The organism is Ancylobacter moscoviensis, from assembly GCF_007559435.1.
GTDB lineage: Bacteria > Pseudomonadota > Alphaproteobacteria > Rhizobiales > Xanthobacteraceae > Ancylobacter > Ancylobacter moscoviensis.
On record NZ_VMBP01000003.1, the window covers coordinates 264,834 to 281,473 of the forward strand.

Below are 16,640 nucleotides of genomic sequence, written 5' to 3' on the forward strand. Positions count from 1 at the left end.
AAGAAAATGTCCGACAAAGACGTGACGAAGAAGCTCGCCGCCTGGATCGTGGGGTGCCGGCTCGACGACATTCCCACCCCGGTACGCGAGGAGGGCGTGCGGACCTTCTTCAACTGGATGGGCTGCGCCGTGGGTGGTGCGCGCCACGAGACCGTCGACCGGGCACTCGCCGGCATCACCCCCTTCGCCGGCAAGCCGCAGGCGACGGTGATCGGCCGCGGCGAACGTCTCGACGTGCCGAACGCGGCGCTCGTCAACGGCATATCCTCGCATGTGCTCGACTATGACGACACGCATCTGAAGACCATCATCCACCCCGCCGGCCCGGTCGCTTCTGCCCTGCTCGCCGCGGCGGAATACCACCCCCTCTCCGGCCGCGACTTCCTAAACGCGCTGATCGTCGGCGTGGAGGTCGAGTGCCGGATCGGCAACAGCGTCTATCCCGACCATTACGACCGCGGCTGGCACATCACCGGCACCACCGGCGTGTTCGGCGCCGCCGCCGCCGTCGGCCACATGCTGAAGCTCGACGAGCGGCAGATGACCTGGGCCCTCGGCATCGCCGCCACGCAGGCCTCGGGCCTGCGCGAGATGTTCGGCACCATGTGCAAGAGCCTGCATCCCGGTGCGGCGGCACGGAACGGAGCGCTCGCCGCCTTCCTCGCCCAGGCCGGTTTCGACAGCTCGCTACAGTCGATCGAGGCGCCGCGCGGCTTCGCCAACGTGCTTTCGACCAAGCAGGACTACGAGGAGATCCTCGGCGGGCTTGGTGAACGCTGGGAAGCGGGGCTGAACTCCTACAAGCCCTTCGCCTGCGGCATCGTCATCCATCCGACCATCGATGGCTGCCAGCAGCTTCGCGAGGAACTGGGCACCGATGTCGGGCGCATCGCGGCGGTGCGTCTGCGTACCAATCCGCTTGTGCTTGAGCTGACCGGCAAGCGTGAGCCGAAGACAGGGCTGGAGACCAAGTTCAGCGTCTTCCACGCCGCTGCCTGCGCACTGCTGCGTGGCGACGGGTCGCCCACCGCCTTCACCGACGAGGCGGCCAACGCCCCGGAGCTGATCGCCCTGCGCCGCAAGGTGGAGGCCACCTCCGATCCCTCGATCCACGAAGCCTCGGTCGTCATCGAGGTGGAGTTCGAGGACGGCCGGCGTATCGAGCGCGTGATCGAGCGCGCCATCGGCAGCCATGACCGGCCGCTGAGCAACGAACAGCTCGAGCGCAAGTTCGCCCACCAGTCCGCCCTCGTGGTCGGCACCGAGGTGACGGACCGGCTGATGGCCCTGTGCTGGCGCCTGCCGGAGCTGGCGGATGTGGGCGAGATCGCCCGCGCTTCCGTGCCCGCCGGCCTGCGCGACGCGGCGGAGTGAGGCCATGACGACGCACACGCCTCTGCGCATCGGCGTTCTCGAAGGCGACGATATCGGGCATGAAATCGTGCCCGCCGCCCACCGCATCGCCGCCGCGGCCGCGCGCGCCTGCGGGCTTGCCGTGGACTGGCAGCCCATGCCCATCGGCCGCCGGGCGCTGGACGAGCATGGCCACACCATGCCGCCCGGCACGCTGGAGAAACTGGCCGAGCTGGACGGCTTCGTCCTCGGGCCCATCGGACATCAGGCCTATCCGAAGGTGCCGGAAGCCATCAATCCGCACCCGATCCTGCGCAAGAGCTTCGACCTCTTCGCCAATGTCCGTCCCACCCGGTCCTATCCCGGCCTCGGCTGCCTCTATGACGATATCGATCTCGTCATCGTGCGGGAGAACAATGAGGGCTTCCAGCCCGACCGCAACGTGGTGGCAGGTTCCGGCGAATTCCGCCCGACGCACGACACCACCATCTCGGTCCGCGTCATCACCCGCGAGGGCAGCCGCAAGGTGGCGCTGGCGGCGCTGGAGATCGCCCGGGCCCGCCGCAAGCGGCTGACGGTCGTGCACAAGAACACGGTGTTCAAGCTCGGCTGCGGCATGTTCGTCGAGGAGTGCTACCGCGCCGGCAAGGACTTCCCCGATGTCATCATCGAGGAAGTCATCGTCGACACCTTCGCCATGAAGCTGGTGCGCGAGCCGCAGCGCTTCGACACCGTCGTGACCACCAACATGTTCGGCGACATCCTCACCGACGAAGCGGCCGGTCTCGTCGGCGGGCTCGGCATGGCGCCGGGCCTGTGCATCGGCCGTGGCGACATCGCCATGGCGCAGGCGACGCACGGCTCCGCGCCCGATATCGCCGGCAAGGGGCTGGCAAACCCCTACGCGATGATCGAATCCACCCGGATGCTGATCGAATGGCTCGGCCGCCGGCGGAACCTTCCCGCCGCCGGCCGCGCGAGCGCCCTGATGAAGGCCGGCATCGACGCCGCGCTGGCGAACCCCGCCACCCGCACCCCCGACATTCGCGGCACCGGCACCCAGATCGACATGGTCGACGCCATCCTCGGCTTTATGGAGAACCACGCTCATGCGGCGGCATAAGATCGCTCTCATTCCCGGAGACGGCATCGGCTCCGACGTCATCCACGCAGGCCGGCAGGTGCTCGATGCGCTGGCGGCGGCCGATGGCGGCTTCGGCTTCGATTTCGAGAGCTTCGACTGGGGCTCGGATCGCTACCGACGTGTCGGCAAGATGATGCCCGACGACGGCGTCGATACGCTGCGCGGCTTCGATGCCATCTATTTCGGCGCTGTCGGCGACCCGAAGATCCCAGACCACATCACGCTGTGGGAACTGCGCCTCGCCATCTGCCAGGGCCTCGACCAGTACGCCAATGTGCGCCCCTCCCGGCTGCTGCCCAACATCACCGGCCCGCTGCGCCCCGATCTCGGCCGCGACATTGACTGGGTGATCGTGCGCGAGAACAGCGAGGGCGAATATGCCGGCGCCGGCGGACGGGCACATCGCGGCCTGCCGATCGAGGTCGGCCTCGACGTCTCGGTCTTCACCCGCACCGGCGTCGAGCGCATCGCCCGCTTCGCCTGCGAACTCGCCATGTCCCGCCCCCGGCGCAAGCTCACCATCGTCACCAAGTCCAATGCCCAGCGCCACGGCATGGTGCTGTGGGACGAGGTGTGCCGCTCCGTGGTGAAGGACTTCCCCGCCCTCGACGTCGACTGGATGCTGGTCGACGCCATGACGATGCGGCTGGTGCTGCGCCCCGGCACGGTGGATACGGTGCTCGCCACCAACCTGCACGCGGACGTGCTCTCCGATCTCGCCTCGGCGCTGAGCGGCAGCCTCGGCATCGGCGCCACCGCCAATCTGGCGCCGGACCGCTCGGCCCCATCGATGTTCGAGCCCATCCACGGATCCGGCTTCGATCTGATCGGCAAGGGCATCGCCAATCCTATCGGCGCCCTCTGGAGCGCCGTGCTGATGCTGGAGCATCTGGGCGAGGCGAAAGCAGCCGGGCGGCTCATGGATGCCATCGAACGGGTAACGGCGGAAGGAACGACGCTGACACCCGATCTCGGCGGCACGGCCCGCACGGACGAGGTGACGCGCGCCGTGATCGGCCTTATTGAACGACAGAATGACGCGACACCGGGAGCTTCCCGTCACGTCGCGTAGATACTACAAGCCTTCCAGCCTGAGATTGTTTACAATTAACGAATGAGCATGGAAAGCGATTCCGGTCATTTGAACGATCTCTCCGTTGTGAAGAGCGTTTCCCTCACGAGCGCGCTCGAGAAGGAGCTCGAGCGCCTCATCCTGACGGGCGAGCTGGAGCCGGGCGAGCGGATCAACGAGATCCATCTCTCGAACCGCTTCGGCACCAGCCGCGGCCCGATCCGCGAGGCCACCCGCAGCCTGGAAGCCAAGGGCCTCGTCGAGGTCGTGCGCAACCGGGGCGTCTTCGTGCGCCGGCTGTCGGTCGAGGACGCCATCGAGATCTACGACGTGCGCGCTGCGCTGTTCGGCCAGGCTGGGCGTTTGCTCGCCGAGCGGATGACCGACGAGTTGCTCGCCGAGCTTACGCGTCTTGTCGACGAGATGGACGTGGTCGCCGAGCGGGGCAGCTTCGACGAGTACTACCCCCTCAATCTCGCCTTCCACAATCTCATCGTCAGCTCGTGCGGCAATCGCACGCTGATGGCCGAGTACCACCGCTTCGTGAACAAGCTGCATCTGTTCCGGGCCCGCGCGCTGGTTCAGGGCGGCGGCCTCGCCGTGTCGAACCGCGAGCATCGCGCCATGCTGGAAGCGCTGGCCTCCGGCGACGGCGACCGGGCGCAGATGACGCATTGGCGGCATGTCGCGCTCGCCAAGCGCCGCCTCATCGCCGCCGTCGACGGCGCCTCGCGCATCGACTGACCATTCCGCTGCCATCGCCCTCAGGCAGCGGCGCGCGCTTCGATCCTGCGCGCCGCCACGCGGGCGGCGAGGCGGACGGCGGACTGGAAGGCCCCGATATCAGCCACGCCCTTGCCCACGATATCGAAGGCCGTGCCGTGCGCCGGCGTGGTGAAGACGACTTCCAGCCCGGCGGTGATCGTCACGCCCTTGTTGAAGCCCTTGAGCTTTGTCGCGATCTGCCCCTGGTCGTGATACATCGCCAGCACGCTGTCATAGGCGCCGGCGAAGGCCTTCAGATAGACGGTATCGGACGGGAACGGCCCGCTGCAGTCGATCCCCTCCTTCGCCATGGCCTCGACCGCCGGGCGGATGATCTCGATCTCCTCGGTGCCGAACAGCCCCCCCTCCCCGCCATGCGGGTTGAGCGCCGCGACGGCGATGCGGGGGCTTTCGATGCCCGCCTTGCGCATCGTGTCGTCGGCGAGCCGCAGCGCGCCGCAGACAGACTCAAAGGTCACCTGATCGAGCGCCGTGCGCAGCGAGACATGCGAGGTGACGCGGGTCATCCACTGGCCTTCCAGCACGTTCATCTCGCTGAAAGGGCCCTTGTGGTCGAGCAGGTGGGCGAACATCTTGTGCTCGTCCGGGAAACGCCAGCCGCCGTTGAACATCGCCTGCTTGTTGAGTGGGGCGAAGCACACGCCATCGACCTCGCCCGCCTTGGCGAAGTCGATGGCGCGGGCAAGCGTGTCGCCCGTCAACCGACCTGAATCCGGGTTTGCCACGCCCAGCTCGAACCCGCTCGGATCGATGTTGCCGAGGTCGACGAGCGGGATTTCGGGGGCGCTCCAGTCCACCGCCGCCGGGGAAGCGTAGCGCCGCACGTTCAGCGTGACGCCCGCATGACCGGCTCCCATCTCCAATACGCGGGCGTCGCCGACCACCACGAGCCGTACCACCTCGCGCATGCCGCCCTCGACCAGAAGGCGTGCCGTCTGCTCCGGACCGATGCCGGTGCAGTCGCCGGGAACGAGAGCGAGAACGGGGAGCGGATCGCGCGTCATGGCACTTACCTGTCTTTGAAACGGGAATTTCGTGGATCGAGCGGTCCGGGCCGCGCGTCGGTGGCCGTCTCGTCCTCCAGCGTGCGCAGGAAGCGCGCCTTGCCGGCGAGGATGTGCCGTTCGAGAAGGCGCGCGGCGGCCGTACCGTCGCTCTGGCTGAGAGCGTCGAGGATCGCCTTGTGCTCGTCGTTCGAGGTGCGCATGGAGCCCGGCAGCACGAGGCCCCGGCGGCGGAACAGGTGCAGTTCCGCCTCCAGCAACGGATAGAGCTCGATCAGCTTGGCGTTGTCGGAAGCGACGACCACCTGGCGGTGGAACTCGTTGTTGAGCGTGTAGAAGGCGGCGATATCCGGCACATCGATTGCCGCCTCCATCTGCCGGATGAGCTCTTCCAGTGCGCGCAGCTGGGTGGTCGGGATGATGGACGCCGCCAGCCGCCCCGCAGTGCCGAACAGGCCGGCGCGGATATCGTAGAGATCCAGCGCCTCCTTGGTGCTGACCTCGCGCACGAAGAAGCCGCGATTGAGCTCGCTGCGCAACAGGCCGATCTGCTCCAGCGCCCGGCAGGCCTCGCGCACCGGCCCCCGGCTGATGCCGAGCTTGAGCGCCAGCGAGCTCTCATTGATGCGCGTCCCGCCGGTCAGCTCGCCAGCACCGATCATGCGCTCGATCTCGCGCTGGATCACCGGCACGAAGGACGCGGTGCGCGGAGTACGGGCGGGGTTGGCGGGCGAGCGTCGGAGCATGGCGACATTTCATCCGCGAAAAAGGATATTGTCAACACTAAGGGTCACAATCGGCAAAATCTCGAGCATTCTGTCGCCGATCTCATCTTCCGCTAGGGCACCCAAAAAGATCGCGTCGAGAGCCAGAAAATCCTTTCAAATAAACGTAAATATCCACATCTCAATCCATACACATACCTTCCCACGCCGCCATTCGGGAGCCACCTCTTCTAAAAACTGTTGACAGTTTTCGATTGATTGAACACCATCCCTCCACCGGCGGACGTTCCGGGCCGTGCCGCCAGACATTCAGGAGTTCCCATGACGACATATTCCGTAGCGGTCATTCCCGGCGACGGGATCGGCAACGAGGTCGTGCCCGAGGCGCAGCGCGTGCTGGAGGCCGTTGCGCGCTCCGGCGGCTTTTCCTTCGACTGGACCCATTACGACTGGAGTTGCGAACGCTTCGCCAGGACCGGCGCCATGATGCCCGCGGACGGCCTCGCGCAGATCCGCGACAAGGACGCCATCTTCCTCGGCGCCGTCGGCTTTCCCGGCGTGCCGGATCACGTCTCGCTCTGGGGCCTGCTCATCCCCATCCGCCGCGGCTTCCACCAGTATGTGAACCTGCGCCCGGTGAAGCTGCTCGCCGGCGTCGAGAGCCCGCTGAAGGGCCGCGAGCCCGGCTCGATCGACTTCTACGTCGTGCGCGAGAACAACGAGGGCGAATATTCCTCCATCGGCGGCCGGCTTTATGACGGGCTCGACGACGAGCTGGTGATGCAGCAGTCCATTTTCACCCGCCGTGGCTGCGACCGCGTGATGCGCTACGCCTTCGAGCTGGCCAAGGGCCGCAAGAAGCACGTCACCTCGGCCACCAAGTCGAACGGCATCAGCCACACCATGCCGTACTGGGATGAGCGCTTCGCGGCGATTTCCAGGGAATATCCCGGCTTCACCACCGACCAGTTCCACATCGACATCCTGACCGCGCATTTCGTACGCAATCCGGATTGGTTCGACGTGATCGTTGCCTCCAACCTGTTCGGCGACATCCTTTCCGATCTGGGTCCGGCGGTGGTCGGCTCGATCGGCATCGCGCCCGGCGGCAACATCAACCCGGAGAAGGAATATCCCTCCATGTTCGAGCCGGTGCACGGCTCGGCGCCGGATATCGCCGGCAAGGGCGTCGCCAACCCGATCGGCCAGATCTGGTCCGGCGCGATGATGCTGCGCCATCTCGGCGAAGAGGCCGCCGCCGCCGCCATCGAGGGCGCCATCGAGAAGGTGCTCGCCCGCCGCGACAGCCTTACCCGCGATCTCGGCGGCAAGGCCGGCACGCGCGAGCTCGCCGACGCCATCATCGGCGCGCTCCCCTTCTCCCTCGCCCGCGCGCCGGCGGCCTGAGCCACGCCACACGCTGAACGAACAACAGGAAACGCTCCATGACGCTGCACCAGACCAACCCCGCGCAGGCCCAGCCCATCGTCGAGGGGCTCACCCACGACGTCGCCGAATTCGTCGTCGGCACAAGCTATGCCGACCTGCCGGCGGAGGTGATCGAGCTCGGCAAGAAGTCGATCCTCGACGGCATCGGTCTCGCCCTGTCCGGCTCGGTGGCCAAGAGCGGCGAATACATCCAGTCCTATCTGGCCGGCCTCGGCATCAAGGACGGACCGGCCACGGTGATCGGCACCTCGCTGAAAGTGCCCCCGCGCTTCGCCGCCTTCGCTAATGGCGTCGGCATCCACGCCGACGACTATGACGACACCCAGCTCGCCGTCGCCAAGGATCGTGTCTACGGCCTGCTCACCCACCCCACCGCCCCGGCGCTGCCCGCCGCGCTGGCGGTCGCCGAGGCCGGTGGCCGGTCGGGCGCCGATACGATGCTCGCCTACCATCTCGGGGTCGAGGTGGAGTGCAAGATCGCCGAGGCGATCAACCCGCGCCACTACCAGCACGGTTTCCACGCCACCGCGACCTGCGGCACCTATGCCGCTGCCGCCGCCGCGTCGAAGCTCAAGGGGCTGGATGTCGAGCAGGTCGTGCGCGCTTTCGGCTGCGCCGGCAGCCAGTCGGCCGGCCTGCGCGAGAACTTCGGCACCATGATGAAGCCGTTCCATGCCGGCCGCTCCTCGGAGAGCGGCGTCGTCGCGGCTGATTTCGCCGCGCTCGGCTGGACCACGACCGACAAGATCCTGGAGGCGCCCCGCGGCTTCTTCCAGGCGGCGGGTGGCGGTTTCGATGCCGGCGCGATCGTCGGCAAGCTCGGCCAGCCCTGGACGTTCGTCTTCCCCGGCGTCTCGATCAAGCCGCATCCGTCGGGCTCGCTCACCCATCCGGGCATGACCAAGATGCTGGAATTGATCCGCACCCATGGGATCAAGGCGGAGGACGTCGAGCGCGTCGATGTCGGCACCAACCAGAACATGCCGAACGCGCTGATTCATCACCGCCCGAAGAACGAGCTTCAGGCCAAGTTCTCCATGGAATTCTGCATGGCGATCCTGCTGCTCGACGGGCGCGGCAGCCTGCCGGAGTTCACCGACGAGGTGGTCGAGCGCGAAGACGTCAAGGCGATGATCGAGAAGGTGAACTTCCACGTCCATCCGGAGGCCGAGGCCGCCGGCTACGACAAGATGACCACCATCATCGACATCCACATGAAGGACGGGCGCACCATCTCCGGCCGCTCCGACTTCGGCAAGGGCAGCCCGGCCAACCCGATGACCTATGACGAGGCCGCCGACAAGTTCCGTGGCTGCGCCGAGTTTGCCAAGTGGGACAAGGCAAAGACCGAGGCCATCATCGAGACGGTGCGCCGCCTCGAGCAGGTCGCCGACATCCGCGAACTCACGCGCCTGTGCGCCTGATCCCACCGCAATGGAAAGGGCGCCCGTCGCATCGCCGCGCGGGCGCCCTTTGTCATGTCAGGACAATCCGTCCGTTCAGCGCGGCCGGCGCGCGCTTGCCGGGGCCGGCTGCGGCTTGGCCCTGGAACGGGCCAGATCGTCCATCAGCTCGTACCACATGGCGTTGAGCACGGCGAAGGCCGCCGCCAGCGGCAGGCCGAGAAGCCAGGCGAAATACCACATGTCGCTCTCCTCCCCTCAATAGGCGTGGCTGCTGTCGTTCTGGATCGCCCGCGCGTCCACCTTCCCCCACAGCACGCGGTAGACCCACGTGGTGTAGGCGACGATGATCGGGATGAAGATCACGGTCACGACCAGCATGATGAACAAAGTGAGATGGCTCGACGAGGCGTCCCACACCGTCAGGCTGGACCCCGGATCGAGCGAGGACGGCAGGATGAAGGGGAACATCGACAGCCCCACTGTCGCGATGATGCCGAAGATCGACACGGCGCTCACCAGCAGCGCGCCGATTTCGGCGCGGACGCGCAGCAGGACAAGGCAGGCCAGCGCGCCGACGAGGCCGAGCGCGGGCCCCGCCAGCATCCAGGGATGCGCGGCATAGTTGGCGAACCAGGCGCCGGGGGCCAGCTCGACCGTCTTGGCGAGCGGGTTGGAAGGCCCTCCGGCGACGATCCCGCCGGTGATGCGATAGCCTTCGTCGCCGAACCACAGCCACACGCCGCCAAGCGCGAACAGGGCGATGGTCAGCACCGCGGCAACGCTGCCCGCCATCCGGGAGCGCGCCGCGACGTCGCCTTGCGTCTTCAGAACCAGCCAGCCGGCACCGTGCATGACCAGCATCGCCACCGAGAGCAGCCCGCACAGCAGGCCGAACGGGTTGAGCAGTTCGAACAGCGTCGTACCGTCATAGAAGATGCGCAGGTCGTTGTTCAGGTGGAAGGGCACGCCCTGCAGCACATTGCCGACCGCCACGCCCATCACCAGCGCCGGCACGAGGCCGCCGATGAACAGCGCCCAGTCCCAGGCTCCGCGCCACAGCGCGCTGTCGCGCTTGGAGCGGTACTTGAAGCCGACGGGGCGCAGGATGAGCGCGAACAGGATCGCGAACATGGCGAGGTAGAAGCCGGAGAAGGACACCGCATAGAGCGGCGGCCATGCGGCGAAGATCGCGCCGCCGCCGAGGATCAGCCACACCTGGTTGCCTTCCCAGACGGGGCCAACCGAGTTGATGACCACCCGCCGTTCGAGGTCGGTCCTCGCGACGAAGGGCAGCAGGATGTCCGTGCCGAGGTCGAAGCCGTCCATCACGGCAAAGCCGATCAGCAGGACGCCGAGCAGCAGCCACCAGATGACGCGCAGCGTGTCGTAGTCGATGAGCGTGTGAAGGATCATGGTCCTACTCCGCGGCGACGAGGTTGGCGGGAACGAGTTCGGCGTCCGGCTCCTCATCCGGCTCCGGCCCCTTGGCGATGGCGCGGACCATCAGCGTCATCTCGATGATGATGAGCACCGTGTAGATCAGCGCGAAGCCGATGATCGTGGTGAGCACGGTGGCCGCCCCGAGGCTGGAGACGGCGGCGGCGGTCGGCAGCACGCCCTCGATGATCCAGGGCTGGCGGCCGAACTCCGCCACCACCCAGCCCAGCTCCGCTGCAATCCACGGTAGTGGGATGGCGAGTACTGCTACCCACAACATGGGACGGTAGCAATCGAGTAGCCGGCGGGCAGAGAGGAAGAAGAAGCTCGCGGTGAGCGCGATGAAGAAGAAGCCGAGCCCGACCATGATTCGGAACGACCAGAACAGCGTCGGCACGCTCGGCACCGTGTCCCACGCGGCCTGCGCGATCTGGTCGGGTGTGGCCTGGCGGGGGTCGTCGACGTAGCGTCGCAATAGCAAGGCGTAGCCGAGATCGGCGCCGTTGTCCTCGAACGCCTCGCGGACCTGCGGCGGGATGGCGGCCGGGCTGCTGGCGGCGCGGATCTTCTGCAGGGCGTCGAAGGCGACGATGCCGTCGCGGATCCGATCCTCCGCCTTCCGCACCAGTTCGTCGATGCCGGGCACGACGGTGTCGAGCGAGCGCGTCGCGATGAGGCCCAGCGCCCACGGGATGCGCACGGCGAAATGGGTCTCCCGGTCGGTCTGGCTCGGCAGGCCGAACACGGTGAAGGCGGCCGGCGCCGGCTCGGTCTCCCACATCGCCTCGATGGCGGCGAGCTTCATTTTCTGATGTTCTGTCGTGAGATAGCCGCTCTCGTCGCCCAGCACGACGACCGACAGCGAAGCCGCGAGGCCGAAGGAGGCGGCGACCGTCATCGAACGCTTGGCGATCTCGATATGGCGGCCCTTCAGCAGGTACCAGGCGGAGACGCCGAGTACGAAGATGGAAGCCGTCACGTAGCCGGCGGAGACGGTGTGGACGAACTTCGCCTGCGCCACCGGGTTCGTCACCACGGCGAAGAAATCGGTGATCTCCATGCGCATGGTCTGCGGATTGAACGCCGCGCCGGTCGGATTCTGCATCCAGCCATTGGCGATGAGAATCCACAAAGCCGAAAAATTGGAACCCAGAGCAACGGCCCAGGTGGCGATGAGATGACCGATCTTGGACAGCCGGTCCCAGCCGAAGAAGAACAGGCCGACGAAGGTCGCCTCAAGGAAGAAGGCCATCAGCCCTTCGATCGCCAGCGGGGCGCCGAAGATGTCGCCGACATAGTGGCTGTAATAGCTCCAGTTCATGCCGAACTGGAATTCCATCACGATGCCGGTGGCAACGCCGAGCACGAAATTGATGCCGAACAGCGTGCCCCAGAACTTGGTCATCTGCCGCCAGATACGCCGGCCGGTCATGACATAGACCGTCTCCATGACCGCCAGGAGCACCGAAAGTCCCAGCGTCAACGGCACGAAAAGGAAATGATACAGCGCCGTCATTGCGAATTGCAGGCGCGAGAGGTCGACGACATCGAGTTCCATGGTCGGTTCCGGTTGCTTTCCGGTCTCCTGTCGGTCTTCGGGGGTGTCTAGTCAGGTCGAAGCGTGGCGAGCGCGGCGTCGAACGCCGGTTCTCCTTTGTTGGCAATGGCTTGGATGCGGCCGTCGGCGATGAGGACGATGCGGTCGGCCACCTCCGCCTCGCGTCGCAGGTGAGTAGCAAAAACCGTAGCGTTTCCGTGCGACACGGCTGCTACTCGCGCTACCACGTCGCGCGCCGTAGCACCGTCCAGTCCCTCGGTCGGCTCGTCGAGCAGCCAGAGCGGCGCGGCGCGCAGGAACAGACGGGCGAGTGCGAGCCGGCGGGCCTGTCCGCCCGAGAGGCCGAGACCGCCCTCGCCCAGAAGCGTGCCGAGCCCCTCCGGCAGGGCGGCGACCACCGCGCCGAGGCCGGCGGCCTCGAGGGCGGCGAGAAGGCGGGCGTCGTCGGCATCGGGATCGGCGATGAGCAGGTTGCCGCGCAGCGTGTCGCGGAACAGCTCGGTACGCTGGGTGAGCAGGGTCGAGGATACGGCGGCGAGGCGGCCGGCCTTGATGCCGATCTCCCCGGCGATGGCGGCGAGCAGCGTCGACTTGCCCGCCCCGCTCGCGCCCACGATGGCCAGCCGCTCGCCCGCGCGGACGACGAGATCGACGCCGGTGAGCACCGGGCGGGTCGAGCCGGCATGACCGACGGCCACGCCATCGAGGCGCAGGGCCACGCCCGGCTCCGGCGCCGGCAGCGCGGACGCCACGACGGGAGCGGCCAGACGCGGCGCGACGCGACGTGCGGCGATGAGCGCGCGCTCGCATTCGACCACGCCGCGCTTGAGCATCCCGAAGGGATCGAAGGCGGCGAGCGCGACGAGCAGCAGCAGCGCCGCCAGCGGGGCGTCGACGACGCCCTCCCCCTTCAGCGCCGCCGCGACGAGCAGCGCCAGCGCCAGCAGCAGACCGCCGGCGGCGGACAGGGCGGCGCCGGTGAAGACCTCGACGCGGTTGAGCGCGTCGTCGGCTTCGCCCTGCCGCCGGTCGGCCTCGACGAGGGCCTCGCGCTGGGCGGCCAGACGGCCGGTCATGACGAGCTCGGTCTGGCCGGCCACCAGATCGATGGCGCGGGCGCGCAGCACTTCCAGCGCATGGGCGCGGCGGCGCCCCGGACGGCGCGCGGCGCGCAGGCCCAGAAGGGGAATCAGGAAGCCGCAGCCCAGCACCACGGCGGCGAAGGCGAACGCGGTGCCCGGATCGATGAAGCCGATGAAGACGGCCGCCGCCAGCGTGACCGCGATGGCCGCCAGCACCGGCACGAGCACGCGCAGATAGAGCGAATCCAGCGCGTCGATATCAAGGGTGAGGCGGAACAGCAGCCGCGCGGGACGATCGGCGAGCCGGCCCGCCGCCTCGGGCGCCGCCCAGCCGAGGAAGAGCCGCTCGCGCAGGCCCGCCAGCACGGCCAGCGCGGCATCGTGCGTGACCAGCCGCTCGCCGTAGCGGGCGACGGTGCGGGTGATGGCGAAGAAACGGATGCCGGCCGAGGGGGCGAAGACGTCGAAGGCCACGGCGCCGACGGCGGAAAGCCCGGCAAGGGCGGTGGCGGTGATGAACCAGCCGGACAGTCCGAGCAGCGCGGTGCCGGCGATCAGCGTCAGCGCCGCCAGCGCGATGCCGCCCAGCAGCGCCAGTCGGCGCTCGGCGAAGAACAGGCGCAGGATCGCGCCCATGGAGCGCAGCGCGGTCATGGGGCCACCTCCCCGTTGCCGAGCGGGATCACCCGGTCCATCCGCGCCGCCAGAAGCGGATCGTGGGTGGCGAGGATCAGCGTGCGCCCGCGCGCCAGCTCCAGCAGACCGTCCGCCACTTCGGCCGCCGTGTCGCTGTCGAGATGGGCAGTCGGCTCGTCCGCGAGGATGAGGCCGGCATCCGGCGTCGCCGCGAGCCGGGCCAGCGCGAGACGCAGCGCCTCGCCGCCCGACAGGCCGCGCCCGCCCTCGCCGATAGGGGCCGGCCCGCGCAGCGCGGCGACCTCTTCCAGCCGCGCCACCCGCAGGGCGGCGCGCACCGTCTCGGCGTCGATGCCGGCGCGGCCGAGACCGATATTGCCCTTGAGCGTACCGGCGAAGATGTGCGGCTGCTGGCCGATATAGGCCATGCCGGCGCGCAGGCGCGCGGCGCTCTCGCCCGTCAGCGCCTCGCCGCCGACGAAGACCTGCCCGGCCTGAGGCGGAGCGAGGCCGGCGACGAGCGCCAGCAGGGTCGACTTGCCGGCGCCGCTCGGCGCGAAGAGCGCCACATGCTCGCCCGGCGCCACCGTGAGATCGAAGCCGTCGAACAGCGGCGCGGAGGAACCGGAACCGGCGCGGTGGGCGTGGACGAAGCGCACGCCTTCCAGCCGCACTTCCGGCGCGCTACCGGAACGCGCGGGCACCGGCTCGTCCGTGCCGACCACCGGCAGGCCGTCCGCGCCCAGCCGGTCGAGCGCCGCAAGGGCCGCCTGCCCGGCGGCACGATCGTGCCACGCGGCGGAGAGGTCGCGCAGCGGCTCGAAGAAGGCCGGCGCGACGAGCAGGATGAACAGGCCCTCGCCGAGACCGAGGCGGGCTCCCCACGCGCCGAAGCCGATCATGCCCAGCAGATGGAAGCCGATATAGCCCGCCACCATGGCGACGCCGACGGCGGAGAACAGCTCCAGCACCGCCGAGGACAGGAAGGCGATGCGGAGCACCGCCATGGTGCGCTGCCGGAGATTTTCCGCATCCGCGCGCAGCCGCCGGGCGGTGGCTTCCACCGCGCCGAAGCTGCGGATGGTGGCGAGGCCGCGCAGCCGGTCCAGCAGGAAGGCGTTCATGCCGCCGATCTCGACGAGCTGGGCCTCGCTCGCCTCCTTCGCCCGCCAGCCGATCAGCGCCATGAAGAGCGGGATCAGCGGCGCGCAGACCGCGAGGATGAGCGCCGCCGCCCAGGAGAGGGGCAGCACGCAGGCGAGGATGACCAGCGGCACGACCACCGCCCGGTAGCGGGCCGGCAGGAAGCGCGAGAGATAGGGCACCACCGCCTCCGCCTGCTCGGCCAGCACGCTGGCGGCGAGGCCGGAGGGAGGGCGGGCGATATCGAGCGGGGAGCGGCGCGCCAGCGCCACGGCCGCCACCGCGCGGCGGCGAGACAGTTCCGCCCGCGCGGCGCGGAAGGCGATGCGTCCGCCACCGGCCTCGGCCAGCGCGCGCACGAGGCCAAGCCCGGCGATGCCAGCCGCCGGCAGCGTGACCTCGGCCAGTCCGCCGCCGGACGCGAGCGCCGCGACCGCCCCGGCGAGCAGGGCCGCCTGCGGCAGCCAGAGCAGCGCAGCGGCGATCTGCAACGCAAGGGCGGCGCGCAGGCCGGGAACGGCATCCGAGGCGGCCCGACGGGCGGGCGCGGGCTCCGACGCGGCGCCGGGGGCTATTGCGGGAGTAGCTGTCGCCGGGGCGGCTGTGGCGGGGGTGGCGCTCATGTCACCGCGCGGCTCCGCCATCCGGTTCGCCGTCGCCGGGCGGAATATCGGCCGGCTGGGACCCACTCGCCTTCGCCTTGGACCGGCGGCCGAGCGAGACGATCCGGTCCTTGGTCTCCAGCAGGCGGCTGATCTTCGAGCCCAGGCTCAGCAGGTTGGCGAGGCGCTCGGTCTCCAGCCGCTTCACGTCGTCGTACCAGTTGGTGAGCTGCTCGATGAGGCCGTGCATCTGCGCCATGCGCTGCTGGGCGTAGCGCTCCTTCTCGCTGCCGGGCTGCTGCATGAGGATCTCGCGCAGCACCGAGAGGGTGGGGTCGACCTCGCGCTTCTTGCGCTCCTCGGCGAGGGTGCGCAGGATCTGCCAGACATCGTCGGGCGTGGTGAAGAAGTCGCGCCGGTCGTCGGGCAGATGGCGCAGCAGGACGAGGTTCCACGCCTGCAATTCGCGCAGGCTCATCGAGACGTTGGAGCGCGAGATGCCGAGCGCCTCGACGATCTCGTCAGCGCAGAGCGGCTCGGGCGAGACATAGAGCAGCGCGTAGATCTGCCCGACGGTGCGGTTGATGCCCCAGCGGCTGCCCATCTCGCCGAAATGCAGCACGAAGGACTGGATGAGGGGCGGCAGGTTCACGGCGGCGGGGTCCTGGCTGGCGGAGGCGGGAGGCGCCTCGAAATTCGTCGTCTACGATAATTTCAGAAATTTCTGAAATTAATAGCCGCGATTTATTCCAATCCTGCGACAGGGGAAACGCCGATCTGTCCGGATCGCACGGGTGTGATGCGGGAAGAGCGTTCCCGCCCGGCGTCAGGTGCGACGTTCGGCGAGCGCCCGCGCCGCCCACATTCCCGCGAGCATGGCCGGCACGAAGACCAGCGTGCCCGGCGCGCCGAGGCCGAGGGCGGTGAAGGCCGGGCCGGGGCAGAAGCCGCCGAGCCCCCAGCCGATGCCGAACAGCGCCGGCCCGAGGATGAGGCGCGCGTCGATGTCGGTGCGCGTCGGCACCTGGAAGCGCTCCGCCAGCAGCGGCGCCGGCCGCGCCAGCACCAGCCGGTAGCCGATGAAGGCGACGACCACCGCCCCGCCCATGACGAAGGCGAGGGAGGGATCGAAGGTGCCGAACAGGTCGAGGAAGTTCAGCACCTTGGCGGGGTTGCCCATGCCGGAGACGATGAGCCCGACGCCGAACAGCAGGCCGAGGCCGAGATTGACCAGGATCGACAT

At 68.5% G+C, this 16,640-nt stretch carries 15 protein-coding genes; 6 read left to right on the forward strand and 9 right to left on the reverse strand.

Going from position 1 to position 16,640, the window contains the following annotated elements; all coding sequences use genetic code 11:
- Positions 1-6: 6 nt before the first annotated feature.
- Genes FO470_RS11295 through FO470_RS11310 form a run of 4 tightly spaced genes read left to right on the forward strand, consistent with a single transcriptional unit; the run spans position 7 to position 4,313 of the window.
- Positions 7-1,374 carry an MmgE/PrpD family protein gene (locus tag FO470_RS11295; protein ID WP_144343058.1) on the forward strand — a complete coding sequence of 456 codons (1,368 nt, stop codon included), beginning with the start codon at positions 7-9 and terminating at the stop codon, positions 1,372-1,374.
- Between the two features lie 4 nt (positions 1,375-1,378).
- Positions 1,379-2,476 (forward strand): isocitrate/isopropylmalate dehydrogenase family protein, encoded by a 1,098-nt coding sequence (locus FO470_RS11300; RefSeq protein ID WP_144343059.1) that lies wholly within the window; start codon positions 1,379-1,381, stop codon positions 2,474-2,476.
- Positions 2,463-3,569, forward strand: a complete 1,107-nt coding sequence (locus tag FO470_RS11305; protein WP_144343060.1) for a tartrate dehydrogenase — start codon at positions 2,463-2,465, stop codon at positions 3,567-3,569. Before FO470_RS11300 ends, FO470_RS11305 begins: the two co-directional genes overlap by 14 nt.
- 48 nt (positions 3,570-3,617) lie before the next feature.
- On the forward strand, positions 3,618-4,313 hold the full coding sequence (locus FO470_RS11310) for an FCD domain-containing protein (RefSeq protein ID WP_244616544.1): 696 nt from the start codon (positions 3,618-3,620) through the stop codon (positions 4,311-4,313).
- Positions 4,314-4,333: 20 nt separating this feature from the next.
- Here the strand turns inward: FO470_RS11310 and FO470_RS11315 are convergent, their stop codons facing one another.
- Complete coding sequence (locus tag FO470_RS11315) at positions 4,334-5,359, reverse strand: PdxA family dehydrogenase (RefSeq protein ID WP_144343062.1); 1,026 nt, start codon at positions 5,357-5,359, stop codon at positions 4,334-4,336.
- A gap of 5 nt (positions 5,360-5,364) precedes the next feature.
- Positions 5,365-6,105, reverse strand: a complete 741-nt coding sequence (locus FO470_RS11320) for an FCD domain-containing protein (protein ID WP_144343063.1) — start codon at positions 6,103-6,105, stop codon at positions 5,365-5,367.
- Positions 6,106-6,405: 300 nt separating this feature from the next.
- Here FO470_RS11320 and FO470_RS11325 point away from each other — a divergent pair, with 300 nt between their 5' ends.
- Positions 6,406-7,491 (forward strand): tartrate dehydrogenase, encoded by a 1,086-nt coding sequence (locus FO470_RS11325; RefSeq protein WP_144343064.1) that lies wholly within the window; start codon positions 6,406-6,408, stop codon positions 7,489-7,491.
- Between the two features lie 38 nt (positions 7,492-7,529).
- Positions 7,530-8,957 (forward strand): MmgE/PrpD family protein, encoded by a 1,428-nt coding sequence (locus FO470_RS11330; protein ID WP_144343065.1) that lies wholly within the window; start codon positions 7,530-7,532, stop codon positions 8,955-8,957.
- A 75-nt stretch (positions 8,958-9,032) separates the two neighbouring features.
- On the opposite strand, the gene cydX is transcribed toward FO470_RS11330, so the two are convergent.
- The 7 genes from cydX to FO470_RS11365 all read right to left on the reverse strand — a co-directional run bounded on the left by cydX (position 9,033) and on the right by FO470_RS11365 (position 16,640).
- On the reverse strand, positions 9,033-9,179 hold the full coding sequence (gene cydX, locus FO470_RS11335; RefSeq protein ID WP_144343066.1) for a cytochrome bd-I oxidase subunit CydX: 147 nt from the start codon (positions 9,177-9,179) through the stop codon (positions 9,033-9,035).
- 15 nt (positions 9,180-9,194) lie between these two features.
- Positions 9,195-10,352 (reverse strand): cytochrome d ubiquinol oxidase subunit II, encoded by a 1,158-nt coding sequence (cydB, locus tag FO470_RS11340; RefSeq protein ID WP_144343067.1) that lies wholly within the window; start codon positions 10,350-10,352, stop codon positions 9,195-9,197.
- A 4-nt stretch (positions 10,353-10,356) separates the two neighbouring features.
- On the reverse strand, positions 10,357-11,934 hold the full coding sequence (locus tag FO470_RS11345) for a cytochrome ubiquinol oxidase subunit I (protein ID WP_144343068.1): 1,578 nt from the start codon (positions 11,932-11,934) through the stop codon (positions 10,357-10,359).
- A gap of 47 nt (positions 11,935-11,981) precedes the next feature.
- Positions 11,982-13,670 carry a thiol reductant ABC exporter subunit CydC gene (gene cydC / locus FO470_RS11350; protein WP_144343069.1) on the reverse strand — a complete coding sequence of 563 codons (1,689 nt, stop codon included), beginning with the start codon at positions 13,668-13,670 and terminating at the stop codon, positions 11,982-11,984.
- On the reverse strand, positions 13,667-15,418 hold the full coding sequence (cydD, locus tag FO470_RS11355) for a thiol reductant ABC exporter subunit CydD (protein ID WP_246659566.1): 1,752 nt from the start codon (positions 15,416-15,418) through the stop codon (positions 13,667-13,669). Before cydD ends, cydC begins: the two co-directional genes overlap by 4 nt.
- A gap of 1 nt (position 15,419) precedes the next feature.
- Positions 15,420-16,049: a GbsR/MarR family transcriptional regulator gene (locus FO470_RS11360; RefSeq protein WP_144343071.1), complete on the reverse strand. Its 630-nt coding sequence runs from the start codon at positions 16,047-16,049 to the stop codon at positions 15,420-15,422.
- A gap of 174 nt (positions 16,050-16,223) precedes the next feature.
- Positions 16,224-16,640, reverse strand: a complete 417-nt coding sequence (locus FO470_RS11365) for a DUF6691 family protein (protein ID WP_144343072.1) — start codon at positions 16,638-16,640, stop codon at positions 16,224-16,226.